Source organism: Thermoactinomyces sp. CICC 10522 (assembly GCF_016055075.1).
GTDB classification, from domain to species: Bacteria; Bacillota; Bacilli; order Thermoactinomycetales; family Thermoactinomycetaceae; genus Thermoactinomyces_A; species Thermoactinomyces_A daqus.
The window spans coordinates 1-18780 of record NZ_JAECVY010000016.1 but is presented as its reverse complement, the minus strand read 5'-3'; the positions used below and the strand labels follow the sequence as shown (position 1 = coordinate 18780).

The following is an 18780-nucleotide window of genomic DNA, read 5'->3' as shown; positions in this document are numbered from 1 at the left end:
TCCTTTTGTGTCGAGAAGATCTTTCATTTCCCTGAAGGAAGCCGGTCGCTTCTCAGACGACGGAATTCCGATCAAGAGAGGACAGATGATGGGAGCCTTGTTCCCGGAATAACTGAGCCAATCTTTTTCTCCCGACGGCACCCTTTTCCAAAATGTATTGCAGTTCTTGTGACGTGAGTATTTTGATGCTTACCAAGCGAATGTCACCGGCCGGTCCCGTTATACTGGTCGGGATTTGCTCAGACTCAAGCCCGAGCAGGATGCCCACGCGCCCTTCCTCATCTCTGAAAGGCTCCGGCACATCGATATGTGAAAACTCCATCGAAAGAGTGCCATACTCCTCCAACAACGCTTTTACGCCCCCATGGTTGGCGAAGTTTTGCGCGACTTCATATACAAGCTGAAATTGCCATGTTTTTTTAAGATCGGCGATATTCTTTCGCAAGGCGGGATCATCCGATTCAAGGTAACACTCCAGCGAAAATCCCTGGTTTGGCTCTTCCATGTCATCAAACGGATCAGACAAACCGTCACTGGCCAAAATCACGGTATCAGGAGTTTCGATTTTCACAAAAGCTTGTCTCAACGCAGGCCATGCGGGACCTCCCAAAAAAGCCGGGTTCACGATATGTGTCAACACATCCGGATCCAACGTTCCGATCTTTTCCCAAAAGTGATATCGGGTTTTAATGGTTTGATCGAACAGATTTGTATTGATGGTGCATTTCCCCCCCTAAAAGAAGCATTGAGTCGAGAGCGGGATCGTATTTAAGATGGCTTTCTGTTGCGAGATCGGTCATGAAAAGGAGACTTCCTGCCATATCAGTGGAAGTCCCTCTTTCTTTTCATCTATTCGCAGGCAATCCCGTCTCCGTCCCGGTCAAGTTTTTTTGCGTATCCGGGCTCTCCTTCATATATTGGTGCGGCCCCTGCTGCACGCGCAGCGGAACAGTTTGGATAATAGACTGAGGAAGAACTTTTCTTCGTTGCAGTCGGGTGATTGTCTGAAGCGGAAGAGCTATGCAGGGAAGTTTGCTGTTTTTTCTCCTCAGATGCTTTTGCTTCGTTTTCCTTTTGGGTTATTTCCGCTTGCAGTTTCTTTTTTTCTTCCTCGCAAGATTTCAGTTTCGCTTCTAGATCCTGCTTATTCTTTTGCAATGCAGAAATTTGTTGTTGCTGTTGTTTTAGTTGTTCATTCGTTTTTTTCAATTGTTGTTTCGTACTCTCCAATTCGGCTTCAATCTGAGCTTTGGCAGGGTCTTGATCTGCTTTTGTCTGTGTGGGGGAAAGAATGGCGATCAGGATGAAACAGAGAAACACCAGGGCGACATTCCACAACCGTTTTCCAAGGCTGAATTTTTTGTACGCGATTTTCTTATGCAGGCGTGTTGGATATACGATCCCCACAATTGCAAAAAGCAAAAGCAGACAGAGTAGAAAGATGACCAGGAACATAAGGCAGAGGTGTCCTCCTTCATCTGCAATGAAATTGATACTGAGGAAATCCGTTGTCACCAATGTAGAGGGAGACGATTATTAGGATACATACCTTATTTTAATAATAATAGTCAAAAATAGAATAGCATTATTTTTTACATAAAACAATCTTATTGGAAAAATTACGAATAAAAACGTTAACCCCTGAGGAAAGGGATTTTGTGAAAAATTTTCGGGAAGGGAAATAAAATATTTCGATTTCACTAAATAAATTTTATAATGAGGAAAGATTTATTAAATTACCAGTTACAGTCGATTATACAAAAATATTTTATTAAAGGGGGTAGACCATGGGGAAAGAACAAGATGTCTTGCGTTATTATTTTCGCTGTTTTCGCGACGACGGTTTATCCAGCAAATTGGGGGAAGGGGTGAATCTGAGCTATCAGGAGATGGAAAGGGGGATTGTATCGGAAGAATTCCTCCGGCGTTTGCTCAAATCCGGGAAATTGGAGGAAGGAGAGATTGAATACCATGTTTGTCCGGTTGTGCTGATGCATGAGAAGGATAAGTTTCAGACTGTTGCGCCCCTTTATATACCAGCCTGCATCAAGGATGGACGTTTCTTCCCCATTCCCCATCGCCCGCCCTATATTTCCCGCGAATATCTCTCCCCGTCTTCGGAAGACAAGGTTGCGGTGGGATCGGTGGAAAAGATGGATCGTTATGTGATGAAACATCCTTATATGGCCCAGGATCATTGGGAAGAAGCCTGGCACTATGCCGAAGAGATGTTTCGAGCAGTAACGGGAAGCACAATGCGAACATTCGCGATTAAAGGGTATGCGCGCAGTGAAACGGGCCGGGTAATCCCGCTCCCGGAAAAACCGCAGGGCAGTGCAATTGAGAGTGCGTATCAAGAGCTGCTGTCGCAAGATCGCCTTCCTGTATTGCTGAAGGAATATCTCTCATTGGAAGATCGGGAAAAAGTGCCGTTGTTATCTGCAGAAGCGGGGGCGGACAAACATTTGGGACAGATGAACGGAGTTTTTCCCCTGTCGGATGGGCAACGGGAGTCGTTACACCATTTGTTCTCCATTGAAAACGGAGAGATTTTGGCTGTCAATGGTCCGCCGGGAACGGGAAAGACGACGCTGATCCAGAACGTGGTGGCCTCTTTGTGGGTGGAAGCCGCGCTTCAGGAGAAAGAGCCTCCGATTATCGTGGCCGCTTCGACCAACAATCAGGCGGTTACCAATATTCTCGAGTCGTTTGCCAAAGAGGGGATGTTGTCGGAAAGTCACTCTTCCGAATGGATGGAGAAGATCAAGAAGTTACGCGGAAGGTGGCTTCCGGACGTAAAAAGTTATGGTATTTATTTTCCCAGCTCGGATAAAGCCAAAAAGTTGCAGGAAAAAGGCCATGACTATCAAATCGTAAGGTTCAATGGCGAGAATTTCATGGAGGGCCTGGAGGAGCGGTGGAAATTTCATGAATTGAAAAATAAGTTTATCGAGCGCTATCAGCAATTTGCCAAGCGTTCTGCTCACTCTATCAAAGAAATAAGGGCGCATTTGCATGAGGAGCTGAAGAAAACCCATCAGGCGATTCTGGACGGCATGGAGCTGGCCCGGAAGCTGGAAGACGGACGGAAACAGTTGCACGCGGAATTTGAAGGCTCCTTGGAGACACTTCAGAAACGGGAACAGGAATGGAAAGAGCAGCTGGAAGAGAAAGACCGTTTGCTGGATCAAACTGAAGCGCTAAAACAGGCCTGGAGGGCATTCCGGCGTAAAGAGCCGTTGATCTGGAAGATTCTTTCGCTTTTCACTTCAGTGGAAGAAAAGCGGGAAGGGCGTAATCGGGAATTTATTGCGCAATGGAGGGAAAAGGCACCATTTGTGTTTTCTTCTTTCTCTACTTCGTCGATCGAGCAGTCGATTGTTCATTATCACGACGAAGTGCGAAAAGACTGGGAAGAGACGAGTGCCTGTTTGCAAAAGGCAAAGGCCCTTCTTCATACGTTAAACGAGGGGAAAAAAGAGTTCAATCGGTGGTTGGTGGCGTTTGGCAGAACTGGAACAGACGATTTGCCGGATCTGGGCTCGGTATTGCGTGAGTTGGATCGGACGTTGCGTTATGAAGCTTTTCTGTTGGCGACTCATTATTGGGAAGCAAGATGGCTGGAAGAGGTGGAAGGACTGCCCCGGCTGGAGCAGATAAGGGAAAAACGCCCAACGCCTAAAGAACGCCGAATCGAATTGTACCATCGCTATGCCAAACTGGCGCCCTGTTTTGTCTCAACCTTGCATATGTTGCCGCAAATCATGAGCGTGTGGCAAAAAGATCCGCTTGCGTATGAGAAGAATAAGGGGAAAACCGAATACTTGTTTGAAGTGATCGATCTTTTGATCATCGATGAAGCGGGACAAGTGGCTCCGCAAATTGCGGCCCCTTCGTTTGCGTTAGCCAGAAAAGCGCTGGTGGTTGGGGACACTCTCCAAATTGAGCCTGTGGTTTCATTGCCATCCGCCGTTGATGTCGGGAATTTGCTCGGGTTCAAGGTGATGAAGGATCTCTCGCAACTGGAGGACATGGAAGCGAAGGGAATCACTGCTGCAAAGGGAAATGTGATGAAAATCGCCCAACGCCGCAGCAAATATCAGAAGAACGAACTGGCGGGCGGGATGTTTTTGGCCGAACATCGCCGCTGTGTGCCGGAGATCATCGGGTTTTGCAATTCTCTCGCTTATGATAACAACCTGATTCCGGCCCGTCCGAATGAACATAAGTACGATTTTCTGCCGCACATGGGCTATGCCGATATCGAGGGGCAGGCCGAAGCGGACGGCACGAGCAAATTTAACGTCATGGAAGCGGAAGCGATTGCTTCCTGGCTGAAACGGAACAAAGAAAAGATCCTTGATCGGGCCAATCGGAAGGCTGGTTCGAAAAGAGAGCTGGGGGAAATTGTGGGGATTGTGACCCCGTTCCGATACCAGTCGACGTTGATTAAAGCGTTTTTGAGTGAATGCGGAATTGAGGGGATTACGGTTGGAACATTGCATGCCCTGTAGGGAGCAGAAAGGGATATCATCCTTTTTTCGGCGGTGGATACTTCGGCCAAGGGAAATGCTTTTTATGACCGGAAACCCAATATGCTAAACGTAGCTGTCTCCAGGGCGAAAGACAGCTTTATCGTTTTTGCCAACTGGAAGAAGTTTGGCCGGGTGAATCACCTTCCTTCGGGGAAATTGCGGTCGTTTATTCCGGAAGAAAATAAGGTCTATGAACAAAAAGACGAAAAACCGGTTGAGCAATTGCTGCGTCAGATGGCAAACCGGAACAGCCATCGTTCTGAGAAATGGAATAAAGGGGAACACAAGATTATCCAGCAGATCATTCATATCCATGAAAACCGGGGACAAGTGATTATCAACAAGGATCAAAGCAAAGTGGAAGTGGTCCAAAATCAATCCGGTTCTTGACGGGAGGAAACTTTTGATGGGGAAAGACGGAATTCACATTGATCAAAATCATGGACAACTGATTATCAACAAAGGCGGGAAAAACTCGATTGTCCAAAACAATTACCTGCAACACCAGCGAAATGAATGGGACGTGTTAGAGCGGAAACTGCGGCAACTGATTGAAACGCTGGAAAAGACCGATGAGTTAAATGAAGATAAGAAGGTTGAGTATCTGGCAACGTTATATGGTCCGCAAAAAATGGTGGAAGCAGGAAAATGCACGAAAGGCATACTTGAGCATCTCAATCAGAAGCTGAATGAGATGAGCGGGATAATCGCGGCCGGCGGGACCTTGGGAGGAATGATCAGCGCCGTGATGCAAACGGTGGATACGTTATTGAAATAGGACGTTTCAGACCGATCGGATGCAAAAACGATCGGTCTTTTTGCATCCGCCTTATATTTTTAACCTAAAGGCAATGAGAGTTGTTCGTACGTTTCAGCCGATGCCCGTACAAAATTGGAAAAACCGACTCCGACCAAGCGGACGCCGGGGGTGTAGTCAAATGCCGCGAGCAGTTCTTCCAGGATTTCCGACCAGTCGGGGGCAGGCTGGGCCGTTGTTTGCTGTTTGGAACGCAGGGTGAAGTCAGCATACTTGATTTTCAGGGTGAGCGTTTGCGGGGTGATGCCGGAACCGTTGAGATCGAGCTGCACTTTCGTCAACAGTTCCCGGGCGATCCGGGCGATGGCCTCCTTGTCGAACAGATCTTCAGGCAGTGTGATCTCCCGGCTGTGAGACTTGCGTGGGCGGTTGGGGGAGATCTCGCGATCATCCTTTCCTCTGGCCCGGTCGTACAAAGCATAGCCAAACCTGCCGAACATCCGGACCACCTCATCCAGGGACAAACGCCAAAAATCGGAGATGGTCGTCACCCCGATGTTCATCAGCCGTTCCTGCGATTTTTTTCCGATGCCGTTAAGGGCGCCGACCGGCAGATCCTTTAATATGGCCAATGCCTGCTCCGGCCGTATGATCACAAATGCATCCGGCTTTTTTAAATCACTGGCAATCTTGGCCATCGACTTGTTGTAGGAAAGGCCGATGCTGCAAGTGAGTCCCGTCTCCGCCTGAATCCGCCGCTTGATTTCACGGGCGACGGGAACCGCGTTTTCATAATGGGAGAGATCGAGGTAAGCTTCATCCAATCCCACTGTTTCAAAACAGTCGCTGTAAGCGGTATAGATGCGACGGACTTCCGCCGATTTTTCTCTGTATCGCTCAAATCTCGCCGGCAAAAAAATGCCGTCCGGGCACCGCTTGCGGGCCATGGCGGTTGGCATGGCTGACCGGATTCCATATGCCCGTGCTTCATAACTGCAGGTGGCCACGACGCCGCGTTTTCCCCTGCCGCCGACAATGACCGGTTTTCCCCGCAACGCCGGGTCATCCAGTTGTTCCACGCTGGCGAAAAACGCATCGAGATCCAGATGTAAAATCTTTTTCATCGTTGGCTCACCTTTCATGCAAACATACATTCTTATCTCTATTATCGGCAGAATCAGTGGGGAATTCAACTAAAATCTCTGTTACAATGTGTATTGATTGGCAAAAATCGATTTTGATTCAGAAGGGGTAGACACGTTGCAAGCGATCTTGCTTTTTCTGTTGGCTGGTTTGTTTGAAATCGGTGGAGGGTATCTGGTCTGGCTGTGGTTGAGAGAGGGCAAACCTCTTTATTGGGGTATTTTTGGCGGGATTGTTTTGGCGTTGTACGGAGTCGTGGACACTTTGCAGTCGTTTCCTTCCTTTGGGAGAGTGTATGCCGCTTACGGCGGGGTTTTTATTGTTCTTTCTGTTTTATGGGGCTGGGTGATCGACAAGAAAACACCCGATCTTTACGATTGGATTGGTGCCGTTATTTGTTTATTCGGTGCGGCCATCATGTTGTGGGGGCCGCGAAATTGAATCCGGCGAAGTAATCGGCTGAAAAGACAAGTAATCACCCCCTCTCCATGACTGAATTCGGGCCATGCCGGCTGCTGGGGAGAAATAACAAAGAATCAAAACAATGGAATCCAATTGCCGAAAAAAATTTGGGTTGCTTCAATATTCGAGTTTGTACTGTGAGTACGGCAAAAATTCAATGATGGCGTAAACCGGTTCAAGTTCGGGCTGAAATGAACTAAGTCCGGCAATGACCGGAAACGGCATCACAAGGCTTCCGTCAGGAATTCGATTTGGCTATGATTTCGACCCCCACATCGATCATTTTTTCGGTACCCATAAAGTTCAGGAGGATTTTCGCTCTTTTTTTGCGTTTATCCACTTTTTTGATTATCCCTTCCATCCCCTTCAGCGGCCCTGATTGAACGAAGACTCTCGAGTTTTCCACATAAATTTTCGAATAATCGACGACTTCATCATTGCCGATCAGCTTCAGGATCGGGGAAATTTCCTCTTCATCAATCGTTGAATAATAGGCCTCGTCGTCTTTTGAATGATGCGTTCTGTTACCCAGGATGCGATAACATTTGGGGATTTTTTTGATTTTGTAAAAAAGATCTGCGTTCATTTTGGTTTTAATGAGCACATAACCAGGAAACATTTTTTTGAGAACGTGATAAATTTTGCCCAGCTTTTTTTCGGGGACCCTTCTCTTGGGGACAAACGCAGAAAGCGTAGATTCATCAAAATGCAGGTGAAGCAGCTTTTTCACAGTTTCCTCTTGACCGGTTTCTACAAAAAGTGCATACCAGTTCATTCAGTAATCCTCCCGGAGTGAAATTGTTTTTGCACTGGAATTTGCAACTTTCAGTTTCAACCAAATCACAGACGGGGAAAGATAAAGCTGGGAACAAGGAAAGTGGCAATCAGTCAAACGACGTTGGAACGGAACAAGACTAGGAAATAAAGCGGGCCCTTGCCATCCGGCCCTTTATACATAATAATCATAAGAGATTGACAAATAATAGATTTATGAATAGTATGATAGTATCATATCTGAAAATAATTTGAAAGTATTTAAGTGTTAAAAGTTACTTCAGGAAATGGATTTACCTCCTTATGCACCTGAGAGAATTCAATCGTTGTTTCGGCACGTTGGAGGATCTTGGGGAACATACGAAACGGTTATGGTAGTGTGTATGCATACAGACGAACGGGGAGAAGTGTGTCTTCAGGCACTTTTATGGCTTGACGAATTAAAATCCGACAGGTGATGGGAGAGGAGCGGAGGGATGATGATCGCAGACAAAGGGGAAAAAAGGCCGGCGGGGAGTCTGAAACCATGATGGCAAGTGATTTGCCGGAAACATGGACGGCGGAGTTAATTTTAAAAGGAATGGATAGAAATTATATGGCCGGTCTGTGCCTGTGTTATTCCCGTCGGATGATGGCATATATGCAGACGGTGAAATTCCTCCAAGCAAAAGAAAGGGAATATTTTGACACCCTTCAGTTTGAACGGAGAATCAAAAGCTATCTCGCCGGGAGATATGCAGGAAAAAGAGCGGTTTCGTTCCTGATTGGAGAAGAAAAGCCGGAACGGGTTTTAATTGAACATGGAATTTTTCATCAGCCAGTCGCCGTTTATCCGGGTTCGTCGAAGGTTCAAGTGAGCATCACCCATTGTGACGATCTCGGAGCGGCGATTGCTTTTCCGGAAGCAGTGCCGATGGGGATTGATATAGAGAGAATTTGCCCTGAGAAAAAAGATGTACTGGAAAGGCAATTGACTGTCAGGGAACAGGACCTCGCCAAATCGATTCCGTTTGCTTATGAAACGGCCCTCACTCTTTTCTGGACTGTGAAAGAAAGTATGTCGAAAGTGTTGAAGACGGGGCTGACCTCTTCTGTTGGAATTTTTTTAATAGAAAAAACAGAAATCAACGATCGTGTGATTGTCAGCCATTTTGTCCATTTTCCGCAGTATTGCGCGGCTTCTTTCATTTTTGAGCCTTATATTTGTTCCATCGCTTATCCGAAGAGAGCCGTATGGGAGACCGGAATGGTCAGGGATCTGCTGGACGATCTTTCCGGTTTGTTAAAGGGAGGGAGAGTGTAAAGCACTAGAGTGTCGGGGGAGGATGGAATGCGGAATTACATAGGAGTTTGAAAAGAAATCCGGTGCTCGTTGCCTCTGGATCAAGCAAAGGGGAGGAAAATGGAATGACCGTTTATGTATTTCCCGGACAGGGAGCCCAGAGCAAAGGAATGGGAGGAACATTATTTGATGAATTCCCCGCATTGACGAAGGTGGCGGATGAGATTCTGGGATACTCCATTAAAGAATTGTGTCTGGAAGATTCGGAAGGAAAATTGGGCTTTACCGAGTTTACGCAGCCGGCGTTGTTTACAGTCAATGCCCTTCATTATTTGAAAAAGATGAAGGAGACCGGCGGGAAACCCGATTATGTGGCCGGACACAGTCTGGGGGAATACAATGCGCTGTTTGCCGCGGGTGTATTTGATTTTGAGACCGGTTTGACATTGGTGAAAAAAAGAGGGGAGTTGATGGGCCGTTGTACGGGAGGCGGCATGGCGGCGGTCATCGGCCTGAAAGAGGCGGAGATTGCGGAAGTTTTGTCGGGGAACGGCTTGGACCGCCTGGATATTGCCAATCTCAATTCACCGACCCAGATTGTCATTTCCGGCCCGACCGAGGAGCTTAAACGGGCGCAGGCGATTTTCGGGCAAATGGAAAAGGTGCGGATGTTTGTCCCCTTAAAAACGAGTGGCGCTTTTCATTCGCGGTATATGAAGGAGATCAAAGCGGAGTTTGCCTCCTTTTTAAACGGCTTTACGCTGTTTGCACCGGCCATTCCCGTCATTTCCAATGTGAGTGCAAGGCCCTATGGTGCGGACATAAAGCAAAAGCTGATCGAGCAAATTGACCATCCTGTCAGATGGACGGAAAGCATTCAATATTTGATGGGAGCAGGAGAAACGGACTTTGAGGAAGTGGGGCCGGGCAATGTGCTCAAAGGCTTGATTCGGCGCATTCAAAGAGAAGCGGAGCCTTTGAAAGTGGAGGAAAAAGAGCAAACGGTTGCCGGGGAGCTTTTGCCAGTCCCCGCAAAAAGCGCGGCAGCGGCAGATGAACCGGCTTCGTTCCGCATCACGGCCTCATCTTTGGGAAGCGCTTCGTTTAAGCGGGATTACAACCTGAAATACGCTTATCTCACCGGCGGCATGTATCGGGGGATCGCCTCGAAGGAATTGGTCGTGAGAGTGGGCAAGGCGGGAATGATGGGATTCTTCGGCAGCGGGGGATTGCAGCTGAATGAAATCGAAGAGGCGATTCTGGCGATCCAGAGAGAACTGAACAAGGGAGAGGCCTACGGATTCAATCTCGTTCACCAGCTGGCCGACCCGGCAAAGGAAGAAGCGATCGTCCAATTGTTTTTAAGGCACAATGTGCCTGTGATCGAAGCTTCCGCCTTTCTCAGCATCACGCCCGCACTTGTTCTCTATCGCGCCAAGGGTGTTACGAGGGCCGTTGATGGCTCCGTGAAGTGCCAAAATAAAATCATTGCCAAAGTTTCGCGCCCGGAAGTGGCGGAAGCGTTTTTAAGTCCGGCCCCGGAACGCATCGTTGACAAGTTGCTCAGCGAAGGAAAAATCACCCGGCAGGAAGCGGATATGCTGAAACAAGTGCCGATGGCCGATGATTTGACCGTTGAAGCCGATTCCGGCGGGCATACTGATGGCGGCGCGGCTTATGCTCTGCTGCCGGCCATTTTGAAATTGCGGGACCGCCTTGTGGCCAAGTATGGGTATGCCAAGGAGATTCGCGTAGGAGCAGCCGGAGGGATCGGTTCGCCTGAAGCTGCGGCTGCCGCGTTTACGATGGGGGCGGACTATATCCTGACAGGTTCGATCAATCAATGTACGGTGGAAGCGAAGACAAGCCATGCAGTGAAAGATCTGTTGGAGAAAATGAATGTGCAGGATACGGAATATGCTCCGGCCGGGGATCTGTTTGAATTGGGCGCCAAGATTCAGGTTTTGAAAAAAGGGGTGTTTTTTCCCGCACGCGCCAATAAATTGTTTGATTTGTACCGGCACCATGACTCGTGGGATGAGATCGATGCCCAGGTGCGCAAGCAAATTGAGGAAAAATATTTCAAGCGCACTTTTGAGGAAGTTTATGAAATTGTAAAAGGCCATTATTCTCCCGGGGAATTGCAAAAGGCAGAGATGAACCCCAAGCAAAAGATGGCCATGATTTTCAAATGGTATTTTCACTACAGCAATCAGCTCGCTCTCAACGGCAGTGAAGAATCCAGAGTCGATTACCAAATCCATTGCGGTCCTGCGCTGGGATCGTTTAATCAGTGGGTCAAAGGCACACCGCTGGAAAATTGGCGAAACCGGCATGTGGATGAAATCGGCATCCGTTTGCTGGACGAAACCGCCCGGGTTTTAACCGAACGATTCGGTAGGCTTTTTTCCGCTTCTGCCGTGCAGGAGGCGCTGATCTGAAGCATTTACCCGGATGTGTGTTGGACAAATACCGGATTGGATGGAGGGGTTTTGGAAAACGAGGGGTTTTTGCCTGCTGATCCAAAGGCCGGCAAGAGCCCGGTACATAAAAATTTCCTCCAATATCTTTGCAATGTCATGAAATCTGCGATCTTTAATTGACCTTTTGCCCAAGGGGGAAGAAAGATGAAAAGAGAGGATATTTTCGCAATCATCACACAACACGCGCGCGAGGTGGTTCCGGAACTGGAGCATCATGCCTTTCGGCCGGATGACCGTTTGGCGGATTTGGGTGCCAACTCCGTGGACCGCGCTGAGATCATTATGCTGACGTTGGAATCGCTCTCTTTGCAGATCCCGCTCGTTGAATTGTCAGAAGCCCGGAACATTGGCGGTTTGGCTGATATTCTCTTTGAAAAACTGAATGGATGATTTATGAACTGTATCCGTTGAGAATGAGTTACAGTTTTTTCATCAATTACAGTTATCTGATCGTCGAGCCTGAGAGCAGGCAGGCGATCGTGATTGATCCGGCATGGGAATTAAATAAGATCACGGAGCAGCTTGAAAGGACAAAAGCGGATCTCCGGGCGATCCTGTTGACTCATTCTCACCATGATCATGTCAATCTGGTTCCCCCCTTGCTGGAGCGGGCCCAACCGGATGTGTTCATGTCCAGGGCGGAGATCGAAGTTTCCGGCTTTCGTTGCCCGCAACTGCACGCACTGGAAGACGGTGACCGGCTTTCTTTGCGGCAGATGGAGTTGCACTGTCTGCTTACGCCCGGACACACGGCCGGCAGCATGTGTTTTTGGCTTGAAGACAGCCTGTTTACCGGTGATACCCTTTTTGCGGAAGGATGTGGCGCCTGCCATTTGCCGGGCGGTTCTGCGGAGGATCTGTATGTCAGCATTCAGAAGCTCAAGGCGGCGATATCCGATCACGTCCGCATTTATCCCGGACATTCCTTCGGCCAGCCGCCGGGACAGACGATGAAACATCTCCGCGAGCATAACATTTATCTGCAATTGAATCGCAAACATTTTATCAGTTTCCGAATGAGAAAAAACCAGAAAGGCCTGTTTGATTTTCGCTAGCATTCCATAGCGGATTTCGTCAGTGTGCGAAGTTTGCCCGGGCATTGATCCCGTCCTGTTTTTTTTGCCTGAAAAACCCGGGCAAAAGATGAAGGAAAAGGAGTTATTTATGAAGCTGGAAGTGATTTGTGAAATCCCCGGGCAGGGTGCGAAAACCGTCCCGCTGTTGTTCGTGCACGGGGCCAATCACGGAGCCTGGTGCTGGAAGGAGCATTTCCTTCCTTTTTTTCGTTCCCGGGGTTTTCCGTCGTATGCGCTCAGTCTGCGGGGGCACGGCCGGAGCGAGGGCCGTGAAAGCCTCGATTCTTTTTCTCTTGACGATTACAAGGATGATGTGTATCGCGTCATGCTTTCCTTAAAACAGAAACCGGTTCTCATCGGTCATTCCATGGGAGGGGCAGTGGTGCAAAAACTGTTGCACCAATATCCGGAGCAGATCGAGGCGGCAGTCTTGCTGGCTTCTGTTCCGCCGGGCGGGATGCTTTGGGATTTTTTGCGTCTGCTGTTTACCCGCACCGGGGAATTTCGCCGACTCTCATTGTTCAACAGGGGCAAAACCGATGTTTTTCCGGTCGATTTGTTTCTGTCTGACAAGGCGACGGAGCAGGAGAAAAAGGCGCTCAACCGGAAGTTGCAACCTGAATCGTTCAAGGCGAGCAGAGAATGTCTGATGCGGGTGGTGCCCAGGAAGACGGTCGCCAAGGTTCCCCTGTTGATCATCGGGTCAGACCGGGATCAAATGATTTCCAAAAAGACGACTTTGTCCCTTGGACGTTTTTATCAGTCGGAACCGGTGATTTTTTCGGATATGGGCCATGATCTGATGCTGGAAGCGGATTGGAGAGAGGTTGCCGAACAAATCCTTGCTTTTTTAAACAGAAACAAGGAGTGAGGAAAGATGGAGCGCAGGCTGGGGACAATTGCACAGATTAAAGAGAGGTTGGTTCAGGAATTTTTGCAAGTGGCCGGTGAACAGGCGGAACCGGTTGATTTGGATAAAAGTTTTATGGAGATGGGCATGAACTCCATCATGGCAGTCGATTTTGTGGAAGCGGTGAATCGCAGCCTGGGAATTGATTTAGGGGTTGAAGTGGTTTTCGATTACAGAGGAATTCCGGAATTGGCCGAGCATATTGCCGACCGTTACATGACGGAAGAAGTGGGATCAGGCCCCGAAATGGCAACCATCGACGAAGAGACCTCATCCGATATTGCCATTATCGGTATTTCCGGGAAATTCGCCGGTTCGGAAAACCTGGAGGAATTTTGGGCCCACCTGAGGGCGGGTGATTGCTGCATAGAGGAAATCCGCCGGCCCGGTTGGACGGAGAAGGATTATTACCATCCCGATCCCGCCCGCAAAAATCGATCTGTGAGTAAATGGGGCGGGCTTCTGAAACAGATCGACCGGTTCGATGCCGCCTTTTTTGATATTTCGCCTGCGGAAGCGGAACGAATGGATCCGCAGCATCGATTATTCCTGGAAGAAGCATATAAGGCTTTTGAAGATGCCCATTATCCCGTCGAAAAATTATCAGGAAAAAAAGTCGGGGTTTTTGTCGGCGGACGGCCGTCGGACTACAGAGCAGGGCTGTGGGACAGAGGGGTCGATGCACAAACATTTTGGGGCAATGAAATGTCGATGCTCGCTTCGCGCATTTCTTACTTTTTCAATTTCAAGGGCCCCAGTCTTACGGTGGATACTGCCTGTTCCTCTTCTCTGGTAGCCATCCATCTGGCTTGTGAGAGCATTCGCAAGGGTGAGTCGGAAATGGCTTTGGCCGGCGGGGTTTTTGTGGCAAGCACACCGGAATTTTTTGTCCTTTCTTCACAGGCTGGTTTGTTGTCTCCCGATGGTCAGTGCAAAACGTTTGATCCCGAAGCAAACGGCATGGTTTTGGGCGAAGGAGTGGGTGCAGCCGTTTTGAAGCGGCTCGATGCGGCAGTCCGGGACGGTGATCCGATCTACGGCGTGATCAAGGGGTCTGCCGTGAATCAGGCCGGCCGGACCAATGGAGTGACCTCGCCCAGTGCTGCTTCACAAAAGGAATTGATCATCGATGCATATACAAAGTCGGGGATCGATCCGGAAACGATCGGTTACATCGAAGTGCACGGAACCGGGACGAAGCTCGGGGACCTTATCGAGTTGAAGGCATTGACTGAAGCATTTCGCATGTTTACGGATAAATCCTGGTTTTGTGTGATCGGATCGCATAAACCCAACATCGGTCACACCGCCCTGGCCGCTGGCATGGCCGGCTTGTTCAAGATATTACTGTCCATGAAACACGGGGAAATCCCGCCCACCCTCTACGCGGGGAAAAGAGAGAAAAGGAGTGGAGAAGAAACCCCGTTTTGGATCAGCACAAAGCGGCAGGAATGGAAACGGAGCGGGGATGTTCCTCTGAGGGCAGGGCTCAGTGCTCTCGGATCCAACGGGACAAACGCCCACCTGATTATTGAGGAACCCCCGGCACGGGACGTGAACGGGGAGACGGAGGGGCCATCGCCCGGACGGCCTTATTATCTGTTTCCGTTTTCGGCCAAGAGCAAAGAAGCCCTGGAGCAAAAAATGGCCGATATGGTCAGCTGGCTTGAGCGGAAAGGGGATGACTACGCGACGGAGGATGTGGCGAAATCATTATTTTTTGGCCGAAGCCATTTTTCGGTTCGGTGCGCTGTGATTGCCGCAGATTTGGCCGAACTGAAGCAAAAATTGGATGAAATCAAACGGATCGGAACAGCGCAGGATTATGTATGGCAGCGGAAAAAGCCTTCATTTCAGCCGGAACCGAAACAAATCGCCCGCGGAGAGCGGCTGATCAGGGAACTGGCAGAAAATCCGGATCTGCCCCCGGAGCAATATCAGGAGCACCTGACGGCTCTCTCCCGTTTATATGTGCAGGGTTATGACCTGGATTGGTCCGGACTGTTTTCCGACAAGAAGAGCCGTCCCGTGCCGCTGCCGGCCTATCCGTTTCACCGGAAACGTTTTTGGCATTCCGGGATTCCGCACGTTCCCGAGGCCAAACACGGTCTGCAAATGAGTGAAATGGACGGGCTGCTTTGCAAGCTGCTGTTTATGCAACTGGAGTCACTGGGACTGTTTGAGGGAAACCGTCTCGATTTGTCCCGATTGAAAGCCAGGGTGGCAAATTTATACGGCAAATGGCTTGAGCAAAGTCTGGTCTTTTTGACGCGGCATCATTATCTGAAAGCAGATGGGGATGACGGGTATGTGGTCAACCCCGATCGGGTCACTCGCGATGGATGGAATGAGTGGGAACGTCAAAAAGAACGGTGGTTGTCATCCCCCGATACGAAGGCACAGGCGGTTTTGGTCGAGCGAACGCTTCGGAACCTGCCGCAAATTCTTACGGGCAAGGTACCGGCGACCGATATCCTCTTTCCCGATTCCTCGATGGATTTGGTCGAAGGAATCTATCGCAACAATGCGGTTGCCGATTATTTCAATGAGATTGTTGCGCAAAAAGTGGAGGATGCCATCCGCGACCGGGTAAATCAGAATCCTGCTGCGCGCATCCGCATCATTGAAATCGGGGCGGGGACCGGTGGAACAAGTATCAGCGTTTTGCAGAAGCTGAAGCCTTACCGGGAGCATATTCAGGAATATTGCTATACCGACATTTCCAAAGCTTTTTTATTGTATGCGGAAAAAGCATTTGGCAGGCAGTACCCTTACCTGACTTATGCCACTTATGACGCAGAAGCTCCGGCTGCCGGACAGGGAATTGAGACCGGAGTCTATGATGTGGCCATCGCGACCAATGTCCTGCATGCGACGAGGGATATTGCCCGCACTTTGCGCCGGGTCAAGGCTGTTCTCAAGAAGGACGGATTATTGGTTTTAAACGAGATCAGCAGCCATTCCCTGTTTCTCCATTTAACCTTCGGTCTGTTGCAGGGCTGGTGGCTGTATGAGGATGAAACGTTGCGCCTTCCCGGAGGGCCTGCGGTTCCCCCGACGATTTGGAAGCATGTATTGGAGCGGGAAGGATTCGAAAATGTGCATTTTCCGGCGCAGAAGGCCCATCCCTGGGGGCAGCAGATCATCATTGCCGAAAGCGACGGGAAGGTCCGGCAAGAGGCAGGGCGGCAAGCGAAGCCGGTTTCACTGTCGGAGAAGGGGGATGCATCCGGTGAAGCGGATGTTACCGCACATGGATGGACCGTAAATGATCAAAAGCTGGAAGCGGCGGTTCAGTCATTGATCGTCGATCATTTAGCCGGGGCATTGTCTGTGGATCCTGAAGAGATCGATTTTGATTCGGCATTTCGCGATTACGGCGTCGATTCCATTACCGGCATTAAACTGGTCCAAGCGATTAATCAGGAATATTTCCTGGAATTGGCGACGACCATTCTGTTTGATTACAGTTCAGTCAACCTGCTCACCCGATATCTGCTGGCCAATTTCAAAGATGCGATTGCGGATGCATTGGGCCGGAGCGAGCCGGAGCGCGTTTGCCGCGAATATGATCCGGGGGATGATTCCGGGGCCGTGAGAGAGCTGCCGAAGCTAGAGGAACGGCGTGCTGGGGAAACGGGAGTCATAAGCGGGAAAGTCCCGATCGCCATCATCGGCGTCAGCGGGAGATTTGCCAAATCCAAAAATGTGCGTGATTTGTGGAAGCATTTGTCTGAGGGGACGAATCTCATTGAAAGGGCGTCCCGGTGGCGTCAGGAGAATAAGGGAGAGCCGGAAGTTTGGGAATACGGCGGTTTTATCGAAGATATCGACCAGTTTGATCCGCTCTTTTTCAACATTTCCGGAATGGAAGCTGCTTCGATGGACCCGCAACAGCGCCTTTTCCTGGAAGAGTGCTGGAATGCTCTGGAGGATGCAGGTTATGCCGGTGCGAAAATTCAGGGTTGCCGCTGCGGGGTTTATGTGGGTTGCAGTGGGGGGGATTATCAGCAGTTGCTGAATGACGATTCTCCTCCTCAGGCGTTTTGGGGCAATTTGAGCTCGGTCATTCCCGCCCGCATTGCCTATTATTTGAACCTTCAGGGACCGGCAATTGCGGTGGATACGGCTTGTTCCAGTTCACTGGTGGCCGTGCATCTGGCCTGCCAGGGACTGTGGACCGGGGAAACGGAGATGGCGCTGGCCGGAGGCGTGTCGATTCAATGCACGCCGGATTTATACAGGACGGAGCATCGGGCGGGGATGTTGTCTCCCACTGGGCAGTGCTATACGTTTGATGAACGGGCCAACGGATTTGTCCCCGGCGAAGGTGTTGGCGTGGTGGTTCTGAAACGCTTGGAGGACGCCCTTGCGGACGGGGATTACATTTACGGAGTGATCCGCGGTTCGGCGATCAATCAGGACGGCACGACCAACGGGATCACCGCCCCCAGCCAGCGTTCTCAGGAACGTCTGGAGCGCTTTGTCTATGACCAGTTTGGCATCAACCCGGAAGAGATTCAGATGGTGGAGGCACATGGAACCGGAACCAAACTGGGCGACCCGATCGAATTTCAGGCGTTGACGCAAGCGTTTCGATCCTATACGGACAAAAAGGAATATTGCGCGATCGGTTCCATCAAGACCAATATCGGGCATGCGCAAATGGCAGCGGGGATCGCCGGTCTCATCAAAATCCTGCTTGCCCTGAAGCATAAGCAAATCCCGCCTTCTCTTCATTTCAGGAAAGGCAATGCCAATATTTCATTTAAAGACAGCCCGTTTTTTGTCAATACGCAGCTGAGAGACTGGAAAGTTGAGCCCGGAGTCAAGCGTCGGGCGGCCATCAGCTCCTTTGGCGTGAGCGGAACCAACGCCCATATGGTAATTGAGGAAGCGCCGGAGGTCAGAAGGCAGCACCCGGACAAGCCCGGTTATCTGCTCGTTCTGTCGGCACGTTCCGAGGAGGAGTTGCGGAAACAGGCGGGCCAACTCATCGACCATTGCAAGGAAGAAGACAAGACGGATTGCGGAAATATGTGCTATACCCTGTTGGTCGGCCGACAGCATTTTAAACATCGCCTGGCCTGTGTGGTGCGTGATTTGGACGATGCTGTTGAACAATTGGAGCAATGGCTGAACCGGAAATCCGGTTCCACCGTATTCTCGATGGAAACGGATGGGAAGCACAGGGAGCTGCCGGCACTGAAGAAGTTCGGCAACCACTGCATCCGCGCCTGTCAGGATTTGGACGGGGATGCTGACTATCTGGAGAATTTGGCCACTGTGGCCGAGCTTTACGTTCAGGGATATGAACTGGATTATGAAGGGCTGTTTGCGGACGGGCAATACAGCCGT

At 49.9% G+C, this 18780-nt stretch carries 14 protein-coding genes; 10 read left to right on the top strand and 4 right to left on the bottom strand.

The window, feature by feature from the left end; genetic code table 11:
- Positions 1-52: 52 nt before the first annotated feature.
- Both I8U18_RS15125 and I8U18_RS15120 read right to left on the bottom strand, forming a co-directional pair.
- Positions 53-571, bottom strand: coding sequence for a suppressor of fused domain protein (locus I8U18_RS15125; RefSeq protein ID WP_160173803.1), 519 nt, complete (start codon positions 569-571; stop codon positions 53-55).
- A gap of 278 nt (positions 572-849) precedes the next feature.
- Positions 850-1455: an excalibur calcium-binding domain-containing protein gene (locus tag I8U18_RS15120; RefSeq protein ID WP_198055966.1), complete on the bottom strand. Its 606-nt coding sequence runs from the start codon at positions 1453-1455 to the stop codon at positions 850-852.
- A 332-nt stretch (positions 1456-1787) separates the two neighbouring features.
- On the opposite strand from I8U18_RS15120, the gene I8U18_RS15115 reads away from it, so the two are divergent.
- The 3 genes from I8U18_RS15115 (at position 1788) to I8U18_RS15105 (ending at position 5313) form a co-directional block, all read left to right on the top strand.
- On the top strand, positions 1788-4514 hold the full coding sequence (locus I8U18_RS15115; RefSeq protein WP_198064948.1) for a DEAD/DEAH box helicase: 2727 nt from the start codon (positions 1788-1790) through the stop codon (positions 4512-4514).
- Positions 4515-4595: 81 nt separating this feature from the next.
- Positions 4596-4925: a hypothetical protein gene (locus I8U18_RS15110; protein WP_198064947.1), complete on the top strand. Its 330-nt coding sequence runs from the start codon at positions 4596-4598 to the stop codon at positions 4923-4925.
- Between the two features lie 16 nt (positions 4926-4941).
- Positions 4942-5313 carry a hypothetical protein gene (locus I8U18_RS15105; RefSeq protein ID WP_033099864.1) on the top strand — a complete coding sequence of 124 codons (372 nt, stop codon included), beginning with the start codon at positions 4942-4944 and terminating at the stop codon, positions 5311-5313.
- A gap of 59 nt (positions 5314-5372) precedes the next feature.
- On the opposite strand, the gene dinB is transcribed toward I8U18_RS15105, so the two are convergent.
- Complete coding sequence (dinB, locus tag I8U18_RS15100) at positions 5373-6416, bottom strand: DNA polymerase IV (protein WP_198055968.1); 1044 nt, start codon at positions 6414-6416, stop codon at positions 5373-5375.
- A 136-nt stretch (positions 6417-6552) separates the two neighbouring features.
- On the opposite strand from dinB, the gene I8U18_RS15095 reads away from it, so the two are divergent.
- On the top strand, positions 6553-6876 hold the full coding sequence (locus tag I8U18_RS15095; protein ID WP_198064946.1) for a YnfA family protein: 324 nt from the start codon (positions 6553-6555) through the stop codon (positions 6874-6876).
- 259 nt (positions 6877-7135) lie between these two features.
- Here I8U18_RS15095 and loaP read toward each other — a convergent pair whose 3' ends face one another.
- Complete coding sequence (loaP, locus tag I8U18_RS15090; RefSeq protein ID WP_198055969.1) at positions 7136-7672, bottom strand: antiterminator LoaP; 537 nt, start codon at positions 7670-7672, stop codon at positions 7136-7138.
- A gap of 525 nt (positions 7673-8197) precedes the next feature.
- On the opposite strand from loaP, the gene I8U18_RS15085 reads away from it, so the two are divergent.
- The 6 genes from I8U18_RS15085 to I8U18_RS15060 all read left to right on the top strand — a co-directional run.
- Complete coding sequence (locus tag I8U18_RS15085; protein ID WP_160173856.1) at positions 8198-8974, top strand: 4'-phosphopantetheinyl transferase family protein; 777 nt, start codon at positions 8198-8200, stop codon at positions 8972-8974.
- Positions 8975-9078: 104 nt separating this feature from the next.
- The gene (fabD, locus tag I8U18_RS15080; protein WP_198064945.1) at positions 9079-11394 is read left to right on the top strand and encodes an ACP S-malonyltransferase; all 2316 of its coding nucleotides are present in this window, start codon (positions 9079-9081) and stop codon (positions 11392-11394) included.
- A gap of 186 nt (positions 11395-11580) precedes the next feature.
- A complete protein-coding gene (locus tag I8U18_RS15075; RefSeq protein WP_033101208.1) occupies positions 11581-11826 on the top strand; it encodes an acyl carrier protein in 246 nt (81 codons plus the stop codon).
- A gap of 23 nt (positions 11827-11849) precedes the next feature.
- Positions 11850-12491 carry an MBL fold metallo-hydrolase gene (locus tag I8U18_RS15070; RefSeq protein ID WP_370589264.1) on the top strand — a complete coding sequence of 214 codons (642 nt, stop codon included), beginning with the start codon at positions 11850-11852 and terminating at the stop codon, positions 12489-12491.
- A 109-nt stretch (positions 12492-12600) separates the two neighbouring features.
- On the top strand, positions 12601-13383 hold the full coding sequence (locus I8U18_RS15065) for an alpha/beta hydrolase (RefSeq protein WP_033101255.1): 783 nt from the start codon (positions 12601-12603) through the stop codon (positions 13381-13383).
- A 6-nt stretch (positions 13384-13389) separates the two neighbouring features.
- Positions 13390-18780 (top strand): beta-ketoacyl synthase N-terminal-like domain-containing protein (locus I8U18_RS15060; RefSeq protein WP_198064944.1); only part of this gene is annotated, 5391 nt, incomplete at its 3' end.